The organism is Halorientalis brevis (assembly GCF_023077655.1).
Genome location: NZ_JALLGV010000005.1, coordinates 45,073 through 62,039 on the forward strand (window position 1 = coordinate 45,073; position 16,967 = coordinate 62,039).

Genomic DNA, 16,967 nt, shown 5'->3' on the forward strand with positions numbered 1-16,967 from the left:
TATACCGACGTTTTCTCACCGCCACTTCACCATCCCGTAGAGATAGCCGCTCCCGACTACGGCAGTGAACACGAACAGCATGACGAACTGAACGACTTTCTCGGCCGATGGTCCGGCAAGGAGGCCACGGATGCGCTCCGGAACGAACTCCCCGATCAGCTGGCCGATGAAATCGTACTCCTCGCCGGTCGAAGCCGGGAGAAAAACTTCCATCCCGCGTTTCGAGTAACCTTGCCAGAACGCCCGGTCGAGAAGCCACTTCGGATCGGTCCGGTAGTCGTACACCTTGTGCGCAACGCGCGCACGTGGGTTGTAGTAGACCCCGTGTCCGTACTCGTCAGCGAGACGTGCACACAGTTCCGTCTCCCCGCCCTGGAGGTTCTTATCGCCCTGCCGGCCACCGATGTTCGTGTCGAACCCATCGAGTTCGAGGAACACGTCACGCCGGAAGGAAATGTTCGACCCGAACGTGTTGCGGACCTCTCCAGGACCGTCGGCGAATCCGCGGTGGGTGACGCCGACGAGCCAGTAGAACTCCTCTGGGAGGAACGTCGGTCGGCCTGCGACCCACGCGGGCGTCATTTTCCCCCCTGCGGCCAGTGCGTCCTTGTCTTCGTACGCCTCGACGAGCTCTGCAACCCAGTCTGGATCCGCGATGGCGTCGTCGTCGATGAACGCCACGACGTCACCGGTCGCGACCTCGGCACCGTTGTTTCGGCTTTCGAGGAGTCCGACGTTCTCGTCGTTGCAGTGGGTCACCACGTCGTCCCGGTCGCCGTAGTCGCTTCGGAACCGCTCGGCGACGGCCTCGTTGCCGTCGCTGACGAGCACGAGCTCGATATCGTCGTACGTTTGAGCGAGCACGCTCTCGGCAGCGTCGGTGAAGGCCTCGTAGCGGTCGAGGGTGTGTGTACAGAGAACGACCGAGACACGCATATTCCGCAATCAGCATTCACGTTAAAAAACCGTTTTCCTTCGACAGTGGACGGTCATTCTGTGGTCCACTCGTCGAGTTTGCGGGTCTCGTTGCCACCGGTCCAGTAGATGGTAATCTTGTCTGTCGACGAGACCGACCTGCTGAACGCGCTCCCTCGGCTGAGTTGGATACCGTCTCCCTGTTTGACACGCGTCGTGTTGTTGACGTTCGCGACTGCTGCCCACGTAACGTTCACGTTGCCGTTCGTCACGAGCAATTCGCCAGCAGGAAGTCTGTCCCCTTCCTCCTTTGTGACGAGGAGCGTGTCACTCTCGTCGAAATAATTGAACGTGAAGTTCGCCGACGGGGGACCAGTGTCTTCCTCCTCGGCGAACAACACGGCTGCCCCGAGCCCACCACCGATAACGACAGTGAATACGAGCAGCGTCGCGACGGCTGCGACGTTGTTTATCGTGACTGCTCGTTGGTCGCCGACGAACGAATCTGAGGTGTCCCGATCTCCGAACATCGTTTCTCCACGAGCCACAAGCCATCGCGGCGTTCTGGACGCAGTGTATAGTCGTTGGCGCTTGAAGGAACGTGAGCCTTGCGGGCGACTCACCTGTCGAGTTCCGGAATCAGTCGACCGAACTTAGCCAGTGGATTTGACAAAGCTTATCCGGGCGTTCGTTTTTAACCCGGTCAATGAGTCAACGCCGGGGGAGTATCGAAGATTTCGATATTAGCAACGCATTGAGAGACATCAGACGGTGGTATCACATCCCAACGCTCGTCGTCCTGCTAGCGTTCATGCTGTGGGTCCGGGTCCGCGGGTGGTCGAACTTCTACCGGAACGGAAACGTCCTGCTTTCGGGGAACGACGCCTGGTATCACCTTCGTCAGACGTCTTACACGGTACACAACTGGCCGCAGACGATGCCGTTCGACCCGTGGACGTACTTCGCCTACGGGACGAGTTCCAGTCAGTTCGGGACGTTCTTTGACCAGATCATGGCGACAGTCGCGCTGATCGTCGGGCTGGGGGATCCGAGTCAGCAAACTGTCGCGACGACAGTCCTGTTCGCGCCCGCGGTATTCGGGACGCTCGTGGCCATTCCGGTCTACTTCGCAGGGAAGCGTCTGGGTGGTCGGTTCGGCGGACTCGTTTCCGTCCTCGTCCTCGCGATGTCGACCGGTGGCTTCCTCCAGCGGAGTCTCGTCGGGTTCTCGGACCACCAGATCGGCGAAGCACTCTTCCAGATGATCGCGGTCGTCGCCATCATGGTGGCTCTCGCGGTCGCGCAGAAGGAACGACCGGTCTGGGAACTCGTCGTGAACCGTGAATGGAACGCACTCCGCAACCCGCTCGGGTGGTCCGCGCTCGCTGGCGTCGGCGTCGGCATCTATCTCTGGGTGTGGCCTCCGGGCGTTCTGCTGCTCGGTATCCTCGGCGTGTTCTTCCTCCTGCAACTCATCGCGGACTTCCTGCGAGGACAGAGTCCGGATCACGTCGCCTTCGTCGGCGTGGTCTCCCTGACCGTCGCGGGAATGCTCGCGCTCGTCCCGTTCAACACGTTCGAGATCTCTGCGACGAACTTCTCGCTACTCCAGCCGCTCCTCGCGTTTTCCGTCGCCCTCGGCACTGCATTCATGGCCTGGGTGGCCCGACAGTTCGAGGCCCGAGACATCGACCACCGCGCGTACCCGGTCGTCATCGTCGGGATCCTCGCTGCTGGGACGCTGCTGCTCAACCTCCTGACACCCGATCTGTACAATTTCCTCGCGAACAACGTCGAGCGCGTCGTCGGGTTCGGAACGAGCGCTCAGGCGGGGACTGTCGGTGAGGCCCAGCCGCTCCAACAGCCGATCAGTGTACTGTTCGCACACTTCGGTCTGACATTCGTGACCGCGTTCGCGAGCGTGCTCATCATCGTCCTCTCTCAGCTCCGGAACCGCAACGCACGGGCAGAGTCGCTGTTCGTGGTTGTCTGGGCAGTGATGCTGTTTTTCGCAACGCTCACGCAGTCGCGATTCGAGTACTACCTCGTCTTGCCCATCGCGGTGCTGAACGCGTACCTGGTGATGCTGCTCTTCCGGTACATCAGCACGACTGACGACGTCCACGACATCGAAGCGTTCCAGGTGCTGACGGTCGCGACCGTCCTCCTGTTGATCGTCGCGCCGCTCGCCGTGAGTTCAGGCCAGGGAGCGACGACGGCCTGGGAGCAAGGCCAGGCGAACTCCCCGAGTCCCGGCGTCGTTGGCTGGGATAGCAGCCTCTCCTGGCTCGAGAACAACACGCCAGCGGTCGGGAACTACGGTGGCGCCGGCAACAGTGACCAGATGCAGTTCCTCGGGACCTACGAGCGACAGAACGATTACGACTATCCCGACGGATCCTACGGGGTCATGTCCTGGTGGGACTACGGTCACTGGATCACCCAGCGCGGTGAGCGGATTCCGAACGCGAACCCCTTCCAGCAGGGCTCGACGCAAGCCGCGAACTTCCTGCTGGCTCCCAACGAGACCCAGGCCAACGACGTGCTGTCTCGCATGGAGGAAGACGACGCCAAGACCCGCTACGTCATGGTCGACTGGAAGATGGTGAACACCCAAAGCCGCCTCGGCGGGAAGTTCTTCGCCCCGATCGTCTTCTACGACGACGGGAACGTCTCGCAGCAGGACTTCTACAACACCGTCTGGGCCATCCAGGGTTCGACCCCGACGACCGCCTATCACCTTCGGTCACAGCGGTACTACGATAGTATGGTCAACCGGCTCTGGCACTTCCACGGGAGCGCCCAGACGCCGAACCCGGTCATGATCAACTACTCGACCATCGAGACCGAGCGCGGAACTGCGTACACGGTGCCGTCCGCGGACAGGAAGCGTTACTCCGTCGGACAGGGAGGTGTCCCGCAGTGGTTCCTCCGCGTCGACCGACAGAACACGAGTGATCAAGCGCTCGAACAGCTTCAGAAGCAGGCACGCCGTGACGGCAGCCAGATCGCCCTCCAGCGACTCCGTCAGCAGGCCGAGGAGACGGGCACCGCACAGGTCGGCGGCGTCGGACCGAATCCGCCCCAGTACGTCGAGGCGCTCGAACACTACCGCCTCGTGCGGAACGCCGAGACACCGGCCACTGCAGGCCGCTCCTGGCCGACGACGATCGTCCAGGAGCGAAACGGCCTCCTCGGAGGAATCGACCTGCAGAACATGACTGACCAACAGCGGATGCAACTCTCCCGGGACATCGACTCCCTGTTCTTCCAGGGACAGGGGACCCCACCGTGGGTGAAGATCTTCGAGCGGGTTCCGGGTGCGACCATCGAGGGGACCGGCCCGGCGAACACGACGGTCACCGCCGAAGTCGAGGTAAACTCGCCGAACCAGAACGGTACGTTCACCTACGAGCAGCAGGCCCAGACCGGTGCTGACGGCGAGTTCAGCATGACGGTCCCGTACTCGACGACCGGGTACGAGAACTGGAGTCCCGACGAAGGATACACCAACGTGAGCGCTCGTGCCGTGAGCGATTACACCGTCTACACGGACGCTGAGGTCACGAACGACACGGTGTTCGAGTACAACGCGAACGCGACGGTGACTGAGGCGCAGGTCATCGGCGAGACCGATTCGCCGACGACGGTCACGCTCGAACGACAGAAACTGGCCGACCTGCAGAACATGTCCCAGGCAACCGACGGTCCCACGACCGACGTCCCGACGGATTCCGACTCGAACACTACCGCCGAGAACACGACGGACGACACTAACTCGACCGACGGCTCGACGACCGCGACGCCGACGTCAGGCGGGTCCGACAACGAGACCACTGCCACGAGCACGCCGTCGAACATCGCCCCGGCCCCCAACCGGGTCAGTCCCTGACACGTGGTCGATTCAGCCCTCCGCGACTGGCTCGTCGTCTATCTGAAAGGGATGTGTATGGGCGCGGCTGACTCCGTCCCAGGCGTGTCCGGTGGGACGATTGCCCTGATAACCGGCATCTACGAGCGACTCATCACGGCGATCACGTCGCTGAACCCGCGGACACTCGAACACGTCCCCCGTCTCCACACGTCGGCTGGGCGACAAGCGCTGTGGGACGACCTGGTGGAGATGGACCTCGGATTCCTCGTCGCGTTGGGCCTGGGTGTCGTGACTGCGTTGATCGTCATCTCTCGAGCCGTCCAGTTCACACTCACGAGCGCGCGCGGGCCGACGTTCGCGTTTTTCTTCGGCCTGATCGCAGCGTCGGCGTTGGTACTCTACAGCGAGGTCGACGTGACGACGGTCCCGCGACTCGGCATCGCCGTGCTCGGGTTCAGTCTCGCGTTCTGGGTGTCGGGAATCACGCAGGGCAGTGGACTGCCGAACTCGCCGGAATTCGTGTTCGTGGCCGGAATGATCGCGATCACGGCGATGATCCTGCCCGGCATCTCCGGTGCCTTCTTCCTGCTGCTGCTCGGGCAGTACGATTACCTGACGGCGACACTCACGTCCTTTACTGACCATGTCATCGGGCTGCTCGACGGTGGCGGGGTGGCCCCGCTGGTCGAGCCAGGAATGACGATTCTGGCGTTCGCGGTCGGGGCGATGATCGGTGTCGTGTCGATCGCACACGTCATCAAGTGGGCACTCTCGAACTATCGCAGCGCAACGCTCGTGTTCCTCGTGAGTTTGATGGCTGGTGCGCTGCGTCTGCCGGCGGTAGAAACGTTACAGAGCACCGGCCAGTGGACACCGATCGTGATCCTGGGGACCGGGGCTGCCCTCGTCGTCGGCGCTGGCAGCGTCTTGACGCTCGATCGATACACGGACGACCTGGATTACTAGTCCCACCGCTCGACGTCCGCCGTCACGTCGGTGGCCCGATCGGTGTCGATCCACGCTGCTACGAGGAGTGCGAGAAGCGCGACGACACCGACGTGTTCCAGCGGCACCCAGCTGACAGACTGGCCGGCAATTGCGACCATTGCACCGAGGTCCAGGCCGGGAAAGAGATAGACCGGAGCCATTCCGGCGAGGACGACACCCGAAACGAAGACTGCGACGTCACTTCCAGTAGCTGCCATAGTGAGTGATTCGGCCGACCACAAATAACTGCATCTCCCGAATACAACTATTGAGAACGATACGATTTATTAAAGAAGTCAAGTGTTAAATTAGCAGGTCAGCGGGCCAGTGGAACCCCTCTTCCGGCGGGTACAGTGAAGGCAGAAACCGCACGACGCGGGCGCGATACGGTGCGATCGAATGGGGGACATGTTACGGAAAGTGGGGATTTATATGTTCAGAAATAAGAAAATCGACGTACCCGTGACCGTTTCGAGCAATGCCCCTCCAACGATACTGTCTCGTACTGCCTTCTAATATGGTTATCTCACAGTCACGTCAACAGCGGCCGAGCCGGTTAGCAACGCGAATCGTCTTGGCGACTGGATTAGTCGGTGGGGGACTGATCCCGACGTATTTCGCCCTCTGGGCGCCGGAGATTCCACTCGCCTGGGACTTCAGAGCCTATCTTAACGCCGCGGACCTGTTCCTCTCTGGGGACCCATTCGTCGGTGTCAGTCCGCCGGTCGGAAACGGCGAGTTCGTCTATCCGCCGATCGTCATCGGGATGTTTCTCCCGTTCGCTGCATTTCCGGACGTCATGTCGGCGTTTCTCGTCCAGTTGGTCATCCAGGGGGCGTTCTGTCTCGGCACTGGCTGGGTCATCATCTCCGTCATCGAGCGCCACCGCGGTCCCCTCGACCGACTCGACAAACTGCTCATCTGTCTGTTCTGCGTCGCGAGTACGTATCCAGTGATCGTCCTCGGACAGGGACAGGTCGACCCGGTTCTCCTGTTCGCGTTGAGTCTGGCGTTCCTGTTCGAAGAACGAGGGCAAGAGATCGTGAGCGGTGTGCTGTTTGCGATCCCCGCCATCGTGAAGCTGTTTCCGGCCCTGTTCGGCGTCTGGCTCGTTCGGAAGCGGTCCTGGCGTGCGATCAAAGCCGCCGTCGCGACGGGATTGAGCGCCATCGCGGTCAGCGTGCTGGCGTTCGGGATCGATCGCAATCTGAACTACGCGTGGTTCATCCTGACTGAACGCAGTCGCATCCGCGACCTCGGGAACACACTCAGTCCGAACTTCTCTGCGCTGACGCTGAGTCGTCCGCTCTCGGTGTTCCTGCCGAACGTCGAGCCGCACCTGTACCCGCTCCTGGCACTCGCCGTGCTGGCGCCGATCCTCGTGGTACTGAGCTACCGGATCGAAACCATCGAGGCGCGTCTGCTCGCGTATCTGGGGACGGTCGCCGGCATGTTGCTCCTCTCACCGGCATCGAACATCCACCACGTCCTCTTCCTGTACTTCCCGCTCGTACCGTTGATGTACCTCCTCGACCACGAGCCCACGCGAACGCTCTTGCACGTTGGGACGGTCGTTATGCTCTTTCCCGTCCAGCCACTCCAGGTTGAGACCGTCCTGAGCATGGCGCCGTTACCGTTGCTCGTCGAGGCGGTCATCGTGGATGCCGTGCGCGACATTCTCACGACCGGCACGATGACGCTCTGGGGACTGCTCCTCGTGTTGTGTGGGTGTCTGACGTTCACCCTCGGCTCTCCGACCGAGCCGACGAGCGTCACGCTCTCGACTGAAGACGATTGAGCCGCCGGGACCGTGTGGAACGCCAGTTTTTAGAGCGAACCCGGGGAATCATTGGCAGATGATTCGGTCATTCGACGGGGTCGAACCGACGATCGCTGAGTCCGCGTACGTCGACCCGGAAGCGACGGTCATCGGGAACGTCACCATCGAAGCGGAGGCGAGCGTCTGGCCGGGCGCGGTCCTTCGGGGCGACCACGGGGAAATCGTCCTCAGGGAAGGCGCGAACGTCCAGGACAACGCGACGCTGCACGAAGGCGTCGAGATCGGCCCCAGGGCGACGGTCGGACACAACGCCATCGTTCACGCTGCGACCGTCGGCGAGCGCGCCATGGTCGGGATGGGTGCGATCGTCCTCGACCACTCCGAGATCGGAGCTGAGAGTCTCGTCGGGGCGAACAGCCTCGTGACCGAGGGGACCGAGGTCCCCGAGTCAGTCCTCGTCGCCGGCACGCCCGCAGAGGTACTCAAGGAAGTCGAGAACTCTCCGTGGATCTACGCTGGCGACCGCTACGTCGAGCTGGCCGACGAACACGCGGCGACCGACCACGTCGTCGCCGAGGACCACGTCCCGGACCACGACGAGGAGTAAGCGACGCAGCTCCGCTCGACAGTGACGTGAACACCGCCGTCGATAGTTGACGAGGGCGCAGTGTCGGCGAGTTCTGCGACGACGTCGATAGGCGCACCAGACCGTGGCTCGGTACCCTGGCTGGCAGGTGTCGGCCCCCAGAACAGACAAAGTGCACGGCTACTCTTCGACGGCGTCGGCACGCCAGTCTGCGAACGCGTCGAGGACCTGGTCCTCGTCGAAGCGCTCGATACAGGGGACCTCGTACGGGTGGAGTTCGGTCAGCCGTGCTTCGAGCGCTTCGTACCCTGCAGCAGTCGTCTTGACGAACATGACCGCTTCGTCGTCGTCGTGAACCTCGCCGTCCCAGCGATAGATCGATTGGCAGGGCAGACGGTTCACGCAGGCCGCCAGTTCCTCTTCGACGAGCGTTCGCGCGATGTCTTCGGCAGCCTCCGGTGGTGCAGTGACGTACGCTGTCGGCATACCCGTCGACAGTGAGTGACTGGAAAAACGCGTTGTGGTTGGCGAAGAGACTCCTGGTCGACTCGACGAACGAGTGGGCGGGAGAACGACAATAGATCGTGCGCCAACTGTACTGCGATCGGGAAGCTGAACCCGTTCAGTCCTCGAACGGGTTGTAGTTCCCGTTGATGTCCCACTCGTGAAGACAGTGGGGATTGCCGACCTGTTTCTCGTCGCCGTCGGAAACGATGAGCCAGGCGTCGGTCTCATCGTCCCATTCGTCGTGTCGGCCACACCGCTCACAGACCCGCTCTTTCGGTGGGATGACAGTTGCCATAGCTGAACATGGACCGTCCCCCGTAATGAAGCTCTCGACTGCCAGGCACTGGGCGGCCCGGGAACCTGCCCCACATGCTGATGTGCCACCGTCCGCAATCCCGAACTATGCCTGGTCGGCGTGACTTCCTCGTGAGCGTGTCGAGTGGCACCGGACTCCTTCTCGCTGGTTGTCTCGACGGGACAGACAGTAGCGAGGATAGTACCGAAACGTCACCGGACGCGACAAACACCCAGACCGACGACACAGTGTCGACCACGCGGAGCAACGCGAGCGGACTGCAACTCTCGTCGACTGCGTTCGAAGACGGTGGTAACATTCCGCAGAAGTACACGTTCGACGGTGCAGACGTCTCACCGCCGCTGTCGATTTCGGGGGTTCCCGCCGACGCAGACTCGTTGGTTCTCGTGGTCGACGATCCTGACGCCCCGAACCCGCCCTTTACACACTGGTTGCTCTGGGACATTCCCGCGGATACGACGGCGATCCCGGCAGGAATCGAGCAGTCGCGGACCGCCCCGGAACTCGACGGCGCTAAGCAAGGGACCAATTCTTTCGACGTCCTCGGCTACCGAGGGCCCCGCCCGCCGAAAGGCGACGGCTCACACACGTATCGATTTACACTGACAGCCGTCGAACGCCCGCTGAACGTTCAGGCGGGAGCAAGTCGCGATCAGATCGCGGACGCGCTCCAGGGTAACAGCGTCGCGACGGCCCGCATCACTGGCGAGTACGAGCGGTAGCGGCTACCCCGACCGACAGCTGTAAAGCTGTATGCTTATCCGAGTCTGTCACGTACGAGCGCAAGATGGGATTTCACACGTTCGACGCGGACAAGGCTGAGAAACTCGAAGACCTGTCGCGGTATCAGTACCTCTCGGTCGACGAGTTGCTCGCCATGTTCGAGCCTCGTCTCGACGACACAGTCGCAGACGTCGGTAGTGGAACGGGGTTCTACACGGACGAAGTTGCGCCCTACGTCGAGAAGGTGTACGCCGTCGACGTGCAGCCTGAGATGCACGAGACGTACCAGCAAAAAGGGGTCCAGGAGAACGTCGAGTTCGTCACCGCCGAGGCACAGGACATGCCGTTCGACGACGACGCGCTCGACGCCGTCGTCTCTACGATGACGTATCACGAGTTCGCCAGCGAGGAGGCCACAGCAGAACTCGCACGCGTGCTCGACGCCGGTGGTCGCGTCGCGATCGCCGACTGGACCGCGAACGGCGAGGGCCTCAGCGGGCCGCCGCTAGACGAGCGATTCGACGCTGACACGGCAGCGGAGCATCTCGAAGCCGGAGGATTCGAGGTCGTAACCGCCAAAGACCGTCGCGAGACGTTCGTGCTCGAAGCACACCGCTAGGTCAGAAGTCGGGCAGATCGTCTGGCGCCTCGTAGTCCGCCTCCCAGTCGATGTACTCCGCTTCGAGGACCTCACAGACGATCTGTCCGAACTCGGTGAGGCCGGCGTTGATCGCAGAGACCGTGCCCCACGACTCGATGTCCGGGTGAATCTCGCGCTCGCGCCAATCTTCTGGGAGACCCGGTGCGTGGTAGCCCACGCGGTCGGCGAAATCGTCCCAGAAGAAGTCGAAGTCGGCGAACAGCTCCAGATCGCGGGCGATGTTGAACGCGTCTTCGTCCATGTTCGCATCGTCGGCCCACTCGGAGAACGCCTCTTTCCAGGCGCCGTCTACGAGGAACGTCTCGAGTTCCTCGCGTTTGTACTCGTCTCCCTGCACGTCGACGTCGTCGTACTCGTCTGCGTCCAGGTCCGACTGGAGTTCTGGAGGGTCCGGCGCAGACACGTCGAGTCCCATGGCCGCGAGTACGTACGGGAACGGAATAAGGGTTGATTCCCGCTCGTCAGGCGTCGCGCTTTGAACTGGCCAGCGCTGCGTCTTGCAGTTCCTCGCCGCGTTCGGAACTGACCGACAACTCGGGGACGGAAACCGGGTCCATCTCGTCGTCGATCGCGACGAAGACGAGGTGAGAATCCGTCGTCAGTTCGGCCTCGGCCGTCCGCGGGTTCTCGCGGAAGGCGCGAACTCGCACTCGAACGCTCGTTTCGCCGGTGTCGTACACGTAGCTTTTCAAGAGCGCGTTGTCGCCGACCGGGATCGGACGGCGGAAGTTGACTTGCTCCATACGCGCCGTGACGCAGTCTTTTCCGGCGAAGCGTATGGCGGACATCGCACCCACCTCGTCCATCCACTTCAGTACGTTCCCGCCGTGGGTGGTCTCCAGATTGTTCGCGTGATTCGGCTGCACCATCTCCCGGTTCTCGATGTAGGTGTCCATCAAATCCGGCATGTCCCGTGCTATCCCGGCGGGGACAAAACGCTTACTGGCTCCGGCCGCCCGGGGGTGCGAGAGTGAGACGGGTGTCATGCCGACAATCGTAAAACGGGGGAAGATGTATGCCACTCCAATGAGTGAACGGTCGGCGCCCACGCCGAACACGCCGGGGGACCCCACTGGGGAAGGGGACGTCACGGTATTGGGCACCGCACACGTCTCCCAGGAGAGTGTCGAAGAGGTCGAACAGACGATCGAGGAACAGCGACCGGACGTCGTGGCGGTCGAACTCGACGAGGGTCGATACCGGCAACTGAAAGGGGAAACGCCGGACGACCTGAACCCCGGCGACCTGCTGGAGGGCAACACGGTGTTCCAGTTCCTCGCGTACTGGATGCTCTCGTACGTCCAGGCCCGACTCGGTGACCGATTCGACATCCAGCCCGGTGCCGACATGATGGCTGCCGTGGACACCGCCGAGGAACTCGGCCTCGGCGTCGCGCTCGTCGACCGGAACATCCAGATGACGATCCAGCGGTTCTGGGCGCGACTCACAGGCCTCGAGAAGTTGAAACTCATCGGGGGCCTCATCGCGGGCGTCGCGAACCCCGCGACGGCAGGGCTGACAGTCGGCCTGACGATCGGATTCTTCGTCGCGCTGCCCGCCGAACTCCTGGCCGGCCCGCTGTTGTTCGGCGGCATCGGCGTCCTGGGCGGGGTACCGTTGGCGATACTGGACGGACTCGCGATCGCGCTGACGCTCGGCGGCGCCATCGGTGTTGTCCTCGCGTTCATCCTCACCACGTCGACCGAGGAAGAAGACCCCGAGGACCTCGACATGTCCGAACTGACGGACGCGGACGTCGTCACCGCGATGATGGAGGAGTTCCGGCACTTCTCGCCGGGCGGGGCAGAGGCCCTCATCGACGAACGTGACGCCTACATCGCACACAATCTCGTGCAGCTTCGCGAGGCCGGATACGACGTCATCGCGGTCGTCGGTGCGGGTCACCGAGCCGGCATCCAGGACTACCTGGACAATCCCGAAACGCTTCCGCCCTTCGAGTCGCTGGTCGGCGTCGAGTCCGGGAGCCGATTCTCGTTTTTCAAGCTCTTCGGCTACCTGTTCACGCTCGGCTTTCTCGCCTTCTTCCTCCTGTTGGGTATCGCAGTCGCCACTGGCGTCGAAGGCGCGTCGACTGGCTTTCTCGTCCAGTTGTTCGGGACCTGGTTCCTCATCAACGGCATCATCTCGTTTAGCCTGGCCAAGCTCGCGGGCGCCCACTGGCAGAGCGCGACCGTCGGCGGGGCGATCGCGTGGTTCACGAGCGTGAACCCCCTGCTCGCACCCGGGTGGTTCGCCGGCTACGTCGAACTGCGCTACCTCTCGGTGAACATCAGCGACATCAACACCCTCAACGAGATCTTGAGCGACGAAGAGGCACCGATCAAGGACATCTTCGGCAGAATGAAAGACGTGCCGCTGTTCCGACTGATCCTCATCGTCGCCATGACGAACGTCGGGAGTTTCATCGCGAGCATGCTGTTCGGCGTCGTGTTGCTGCCCTTCTTCTTCACGGAGATCGGGGGCGTCGACGAGATCTCCCGGCTCATGATACAGGGCGCCCAGAACGGTGCGACGTTCGTGTGGGGTCTGGTGACGTGAACGTCAGTTTCTCCATCCGGGAGCTGTTCGATTTCGCGGCTGCGTGGGTCGCGCTGAGCGTCGCGTTCACCATCTTCTTCCAGCGGCCGGCGCTGCTCGGGTTCGACGTCCCGGTGCTGGTCCGGATGTTCGCACTCAGCCTGTTGACCGTCGGCGTCGGGTTCCTCCTGCACGAACTCGCGCACAAGGTCATCGCGATCAAGTTCGGGAAAGTCGCGGAGTTCAGAGCGGACTACGGAATGTTGTTCATCGCTATCGTCTCCGCGATGGCGGGATTCATTTTCGCCGCACCCGGCGCGGTGTATCACCGCGGGCGCTCGACGATCAGACAGAACGGCCTGATCGCGCTGGCCGGACCCGTGACGAACCTCGGTCTGGCCGCGGTGTTCCTGCCGCTCGCGCTGTTTGCTGGCGGCTTCTTCGGACAGGTCGGCTCGCTTGGGGTCATCATCAACCTCTTTCTCGCGGGCTTCAACATGCTGCCGTTCGGCCCGCTCGACGGGAAGACGGTGTTGAACTGGAACAAGGTCGTCTTCGTCGCCGTGTTCGTTCCGTCGGTCGCGCTGGGAGTGTACGCGATGTTCGGCTTTTCGTTCCCGTTCTGACGGACCGACGGGCTTTTGCGCACGCCGCGCGGCCACTCGCGTATGAGCGAACAAAACAGCGAGGCGTCGGAGACGCCTCGACGAGGCGGCGAAGCCGCCGATAAGGACGAGGAGGGGCTGACGTACGCCGACGCCGGGGTCGACATCGACGCCAGCGAGGCGGCGACCGCGGCGCTCCTCGGTGCGACGGAGGGCTTCGAGGGCGACTTCGCCGGCCTGCTCGACATCGGCGACCGCTACCTCGCACTGGCAGCCGACGGCGTCGGGACGAAACTGCTCGTCGCCGAAGCCATCGACGACTACTCCACCATCGGCATCGACTGCATCGCGATGAACGCCAACGACCTCGTTGCCGCGGGGGTCCGCCCGGTCGCGTTCGTCGACTACCTCGCCGTCGAAGAACCCGACGACGAGACCAGCGAACAGATCGGTGAAGGGCTCTCCGAAGGCGCAGACCGCGCCGACGTCGCCCTGGTCGGCGGCGAGACGGCCGTCATGCCCGAGGTCATCAGGGGCCTCGACATCGCCGGCACCTGCGCTGGGCTAGCGGCCAAAGACGACGTGTTCCCTGGCGAGGCCGAACCCGGCGACGTGCTGGTCGGGTTCCCCTCTACGGGGATTCATTCGAACGGACTGACGCTCGCACGCCAGGCCGCAACGCAGAACCACGACTACACGGACCCGTTCCCCCACGACACGGATCGGACGATCGCTGAGGTGCTGCTCGAACCGACGCGCCTCTACACCGATCTCCTCGATCCGCTGCTGGCCAACGAAACGCACGCGGCCGCCCACGTCACCGGCGGCGGCTGGACGAATCTGACCCGAATGGGCGAGTTCCACTACGAGATCACCGATCCCTTCGAGGCTCAGCCGGTGTTCGAGTTCGTCCAGACGGAGGGGAACGTAAGCGACGAGGAGATGCACCGCACGTTCAACATGGGCACTGGATTCGTGGCTGCGCTGCCGGAAGCAGACGCCGAAGCCGTCGTCGAGGCGACCGACGACGGGCGGATCATCGGCGACGTTCAGGACGGCGACGAGTGCGTGGCAATTCGCGGGCTCGAATTGGCCTGATAGCAATTGGCACGCGGCGAGGAAACGGTTATTTTCCCCAGTGTACAGTACTGTTGATAGACACATATCGGCACGTATGTAGCCGTTCCCCGCCGGGTTCTGGGGGATCACAACCGCATTCATAAACGGGGAGACCTGACAGAAAATTAGGTTACTAATATTACTGTTCGAGAATCGTTACCAATATAAGGATAATAGGACCTCCTAATCCCTACCAGGGCTATCCTTAAGTACAAGAACCGGGAATATACGGGTACTTATGAAAGGGGAGCAAGACGCGACGCTCGACATCTTCGTTCGCTCGCTGGCGCCGACGACCGGTCTGGAGCGCCAACGCGCGCTCGTCAGCCAACTCGATCGCATGGAATCCGAGGGGCTGATCGACGGCTACGACGTCCACGTCTGGGGTGACGCCGTGTCCGTCGATTCGGCGCTGGCGGAGACCGCGACTGGTCGGGGGGTCCGATCACAGGTGGCAGGGTTCCAGCAGTGGGCGCTCGCCGAGAACGTCTCCGTTCAGCCGTTCTTCGATCGGAAAGAGCAGTCCTCTTCGATCACCGGCGACGAGCAGACCGTCATCACGCTTCCCGAGATCACGGTCGCGGAATACGAAGGGGCCGAACTGGTCGGGATGGCCCCGCACCAGTCCGCCGGTGAGACGGTCTCCGTTCAGAACTACCTGGACGACGTGGAGATGCGCAGAACGCGTGCACTCGCCGAGGACGACGGCGCTTCCCACCAGCTGCGCGTTCCGAGCGACGACTGATCGACGCCGGACCGACGACGTTCTCTTTTCTGCGAAGAAACCGAAGGAGGTCGACGAGATGCGCTACGACATGTGCGCAGCGATGTCCGCGTCGGTGATGATCCCGATCATCTCACCGTTCTCGATGACGATGACGGCGTCGTGATGGTCGAGGTGAGTGTCGACCTCGTCGACGGTCGTCTCCCGCGTCACCGTCGTGATGCTCTCACGCATCACGTCCGCAATAGGGAGTTCCCCGGGGTCTTCGTCGTCCACGTGGCGGACGTCACTGAGACTGACGATGCCGACCGGGTACTCGTCACGAATGACTGGCAACTGCGAGTACCCTTCCTGGTTCATCGTCTCGATAGCGAACTTGATGCTGTCGTCGGGCTCGATCCCGTAGACAGGGCTGTGCATCAGGTCTTCTGCGCGGAGAATCCCGCCTTCGGCTTCTTCCAGCGCGTTCACGATCCGCCGGAGCGTCGAGAGCCGCGGATCGACGTCACCGCCCTCGATGCGCGCGATAAGTGGCTGTGACACGTCAGCCTGCTCGGCGAGCTCGCTCTGCGTGAGGTCGAGCTCGTTGCGGCGTTCCCGCAGATCCGCTGGCGTCGGCAGTTCCATACCGCCGGATAACCAGTGGTAATGTAAAAAACTTCCCCAGTCGAGTCCGGGGAGTGATTAAGCGTCTGCTTCGGCCTCTTCCTCGGCGAACTCGACGGTCTCGACGACTTTGAGCGGCACGTCCCGGAGCGCACCGCCGATTTCGCTTTTCGCGATCCGCTGGGCGTGTTCCTTGTTCTCAGCGTTGAACACCTTCATCTCCAGCACGAGTCCGACGAGTGCCGTGTCAGCGGCGATGAAAGCGGAATCGAACGGCTCTCCGCACGCGGGGCAACCAGTCGCACCGACTTCCACCTCGACGTAGTCCATGTCCTTGTCGTTGAGACGCTTTCCGGCCTCGCTGACGGCGACGCCGATTGCGTCGTCGATGTCTTCGACGTCACGGACCAACCACGCGGCTTCCATCGCTACCAGATAGTTCATGTCTTTCTCTGTGTCCTACTCCCTCTCGTGCTTTATGATTTGACTCCGACCGCTGTTCGAAGAAGGATTCTCTCCGAGACGGCCTCTCACCGGCGGATTCGATGCGCACGAGACTCCAATAATGCTCATAACTTATGGCTTCTACCCACGGAGATTATCTGGCCGTTACCGAATTTTCCACCTGCTACCCCGTCCCGGTTGTGCACGAGACAACTGAGGTTGAACCGCAGGACGGGGGCGCTATAGAACCCGATGAAAGAACGTTATAAAACCTACAATACGGGAAGGTTTATATAACCCAATCACCCCATCACCGGCGAGGACAATGGAAAACCGCCTGTACCGAAGTGCGTTGTTCGCAGCGTACCAGCTTACCCTGATGCTGGGCATCGTGATGCTCCCGGTGGCGCTCGTCATGCGTCAGTTCGGAGTCACACTCCCGATTCACCGAATGGTCGCACGACTGGCCGACGCCTACGAGGACGCATCCCCTAACTCCGCCTAAGTCTCCGCTCTTCTCTGCGCTACGCTGTCACCGCAGCGGACGTAAAAACCGATAACCGCTACGGGTTCGACGACCCG

At 62.2% G+C, this 16,967-nt stretch carries 20 protein-coding genes; 11 read left to right on the forward strand and 9 right to left on the reverse strand.

What is annotated here, in order from left to right; all coding sequences use genetic code 11:
* Positions 1–15: 15 nt before the first annotated feature.
* Positions 16–936 (reverse strand): glucosyl-dolichyl phosphate glucuronosyltransferase, encoded by a 921-nt coding sequence (gene aglG, locus MU553_RS12085; RefSeq protein ID WP_247378214.1) that lies wholly within the window; start codon positions 934–936, stop codon positions 16–18.
* A 53-nt stretch (positions 937–989) separates the two neighbouring features.
* On the reverse strand, positions 990–1,445 hold the full coding sequence (locus MU553_RS12090) for a type IV pilin (RefSeq protein WP_247378216.1): 456 nt from the start codon (positions 1,443–1,445) through the stop codon (positions 990–992).
* A 176-nt stretch (positions 1,446–1,621) separates the two neighbouring features.
* On the opposite strand from MU553_RS12090, the gene MU553_RS12095 reads away from it, so the two are divergent.
* The gene (locus MU553_RS12095; RefSeq protein WP_247378218.1) at positions 1,622–4,807 is read left to right on the forward strand and encodes an oligosaccharyl transferase, archaeosortase A system-associated; all 3,186 of its coding nucleotides are present in this window, start codon (positions 1,622–1,624) and stop codon (positions 4,805–4,807) included.
* A 51-nt stretch (positions 4,808–4,858) separates the two neighbouring features.
* Positions 4,859–5,755: a DUF368 domain-containing protein gene (locus MU553_RS12100; RefSeq protein WP_247379023.1), complete on the forward strand. Its 897-nt coding sequence runs from the start codon at positions 4,859–4,861 to the stop codon at positions 5,753–5,755.
* Here the strand turns inward: MU553_RS12100 and MU553_RS12105 are convergent.
* Positions 5,752–5,994, reverse strand: coding sequence for a hypothetical protein (locus MU553_RS12105; protein WP_247378220.1), 243 nt, complete (start codon positions 5,992–5,994; stop codon positions 5,752–5,754). The genes MU553_RS12100 and MU553_RS12105 overlap by 4 nt on opposite strands.
* A gap of 356 nt (positions 5,995–6,350) precedes the next feature.
* On the opposite strand from MU553_RS12105, the gene MU553_RS12110 reads away from it, so the two are divergent.
* On the forward strand, positions 6,351–7,574 hold the full coding sequence (locus MU553_RS12110; protein WP_247378221.1) for a glycosyltransferase family 87 protein: 1,224 nt from the start codon (positions 6,351–6,353) through the stop codon (positions 7,572–7,574).
* Positions 7,575–7,632: 58 nt separating this feature from the next.
* The gene (locus tag MU553_RS12115) at positions 7,633–8,163 is read left to right on the forward strand and encodes a gamma carbonic anhydrase family protein (protein WP_247378222.1); all 531 of its coding nucleotides are present in this window, start codon (positions 7,633–7,635) and stop codon (positions 8,161–8,163) included.
* 159 nt (positions 8,164–8,322) lie between these two features.
* Here MU553_RS12115 and cutA read toward each other — a convergent pair whose 3' ends face one another.
* Both cutA and MU553_RS12125 read right to left on the reverse strand, forming a co-directional pair.
* Positions 8,323–8,628: a divalent-cation tolerance protein CutA gene (cutA, locus tag MU553_RS12120; RefSeq protein WP_247378223.1), complete on the reverse strand. Its 306-nt coding sequence runs from the start codon at positions 8,626–8,628 to the stop codon at positions 8,323–8,325.
* A gap of 136 nt (positions 8,629–8,764) precedes the next feature.
* Positions 8,765–8,944, reverse strand: coding sequence for an HEWD family protein (locus tag MU553_RS12125; protein ID WP_247378224.1), 180 nt, complete (start codon positions 8,942–8,944; stop codon positions 8,765–8,767).
* A gap of 107 nt (positions 8,945–9,051) precedes the next feature.
* On the opposite strand from MU553_RS12125, the gene MU553_RS12130 reads away from it, so the two are divergent.
* Together MU553_RS12130 and MU553_RS12135 are read left to right on the forward strand one after the other, a co-directional pair.
* The gene (locus MU553_RS12130; protein ID WP_247378226.1) at positions 9,052–9,687 is read left to right on the forward strand and encodes a YbhB/YbcL family Raf kinase inhibitor-like protein; all 636 of its coding nucleotides are present in this window, start codon (positions 9,052–9,054) and stop codon (positions 9,685–9,687) included.
* 65 nt (positions 9,688–9,752) lie between these two features.
* The gene (locus tag MU553_RS12135) at positions 9,753–10,307 is read left to right on the forward strand and encodes a class I SAM-dependent methyltransferase (protein ID WP_247378228.1); all 555 of its coding nucleotides are present in this window, start codon (positions 9,753–9,755) and stop codon (positions 10,305–10,307) included.
* A gap of 1 nt (position 10,308) precedes the next feature.
* Here MU553_RS12135 and MU553_RS12140 read toward each other — a convergent pair whose 3' ends face one another.
* Both MU553_RS12140 and MU553_RS12145 read right to left on the reverse strand, forming a co-directional pair.
* The gene (locus MU553_RS12140) at positions 10,309–10,764 is read right to left on the reverse strand and encodes a DUF7992 family protein (protein WP_247378230.1); all 456 of its coding nucleotides are present in this window, start codon (positions 10,762–10,764) and stop codon (positions 10,309–10,311) included.
* Positions 10,765–10,810: 46 nt separating this feature from the next.
* A complete protein-coding gene (locus tag MU553_RS12145) occupies positions 10,811–11,257 on the reverse strand; it encodes an acyl-CoA thioesterase (protein WP_247378232.1) in 447 nt (148 codons plus the stop codon).
* A gap of 118 nt (positions 11,258–11,375) precedes the next feature.
* On the opposite strand from MU553_RS12145, the gene MU553_RS12150 reads away from it, so the two are divergent.
* The 4 genes from MU553_RS12150 to MU553_RS12165 all read left to right on the forward strand — a co-directional run bounded on the left by MU553_RS12150 (position 11,376) and on the right by MU553_RS12165 (position 15,356).
* Complete coding sequence (locus MU553_RS12150; RefSeq protein ID WP_247378234.1) at positions 11,376–12,908, forward strand: TraB/GumN family protein; 1,533 nt, start codon at positions 11,376–11,378, stop codon at positions 12,906–12,908.
* Positions 12,890–13,513: a zinc metalloprotease gene (locus tag MU553_RS12155; RefSeq protein WP_247378237.1), complete on the forward strand. Its 624-nt coding sequence runs from the start codon at positions 12,890–12,892 to the stop codon at positions 13,511–13,513. The genes MU553_RS12150 and MU553_RS12155 overlap by 19 nt, the downstream gene beginning before the upstream one ends.
* A 42-nt stretch (positions 13,514–13,555) precedes the next feature.
* Positions 13,556–14,590, forward strand: coding sequence for a phosphoribosylformylglycinamidine cyclo-ligase (purM, locus tag MU553_RS12160; RefSeq protein WP_247378239.1), 1,035 nt, complete (start codon positions 13,556–13,558; stop codon positions 14,588–14,590).
* Between the two features lie 259 nt (positions 14,591–14,849).
* Complete coding sequence (locus MU553_RS12165) at positions 14,850–15,356, forward strand: HTH domain-containing protein (RefSeq protein WP_247378240.1); 507 nt, start codon at positions 14,850–14,852, stop codon at positions 15,354–15,356.
* Positions 15,357–15,419: 63 nt separating this feature from the next.
* On the opposite strand, the gene MU553_RS12170 is transcribed toward MU553_RS12165, so the two are convergent.
* Positions 15,420–15,962, reverse strand: coding sequence for a CBS domain-containing protein (locus MU553_RS12170; protein WP_247378243.1), 543 nt, complete (start codon positions 15,960–15,962; stop codon positions 15,420–15,422).
* A gap of 57 nt (positions 15,963–16,019) precedes the next feature.
* Entirely contained in the window at positions 16,020–16,385 is a 366-nt protein-coding gene (locus tag MU553_RS12175) for a DUF555 domain-containing protein (protein WP_247378245.1), read from the reverse strand.
* 325 nt (positions 16,386–16,710) lie between these two features.
* Here MU553_RS12175 and MU553_RS12180 point away from each other — a divergent pair, with 325 nt between their 5' ends.
* Positions 16,711–16,890 carry a hypothetical protein gene (locus tag MU553_RS12180; protein WP_247378247.1) on the forward strand — a complete coding sequence of 60 codons (180 nt, stop codon included), beginning with the start codon at positions 16,711–16,713 and terminating at the stop codon, positions 16,888–16,890.
* Positions 16,891–16,967: the final 77 nt, after the last annotated feature.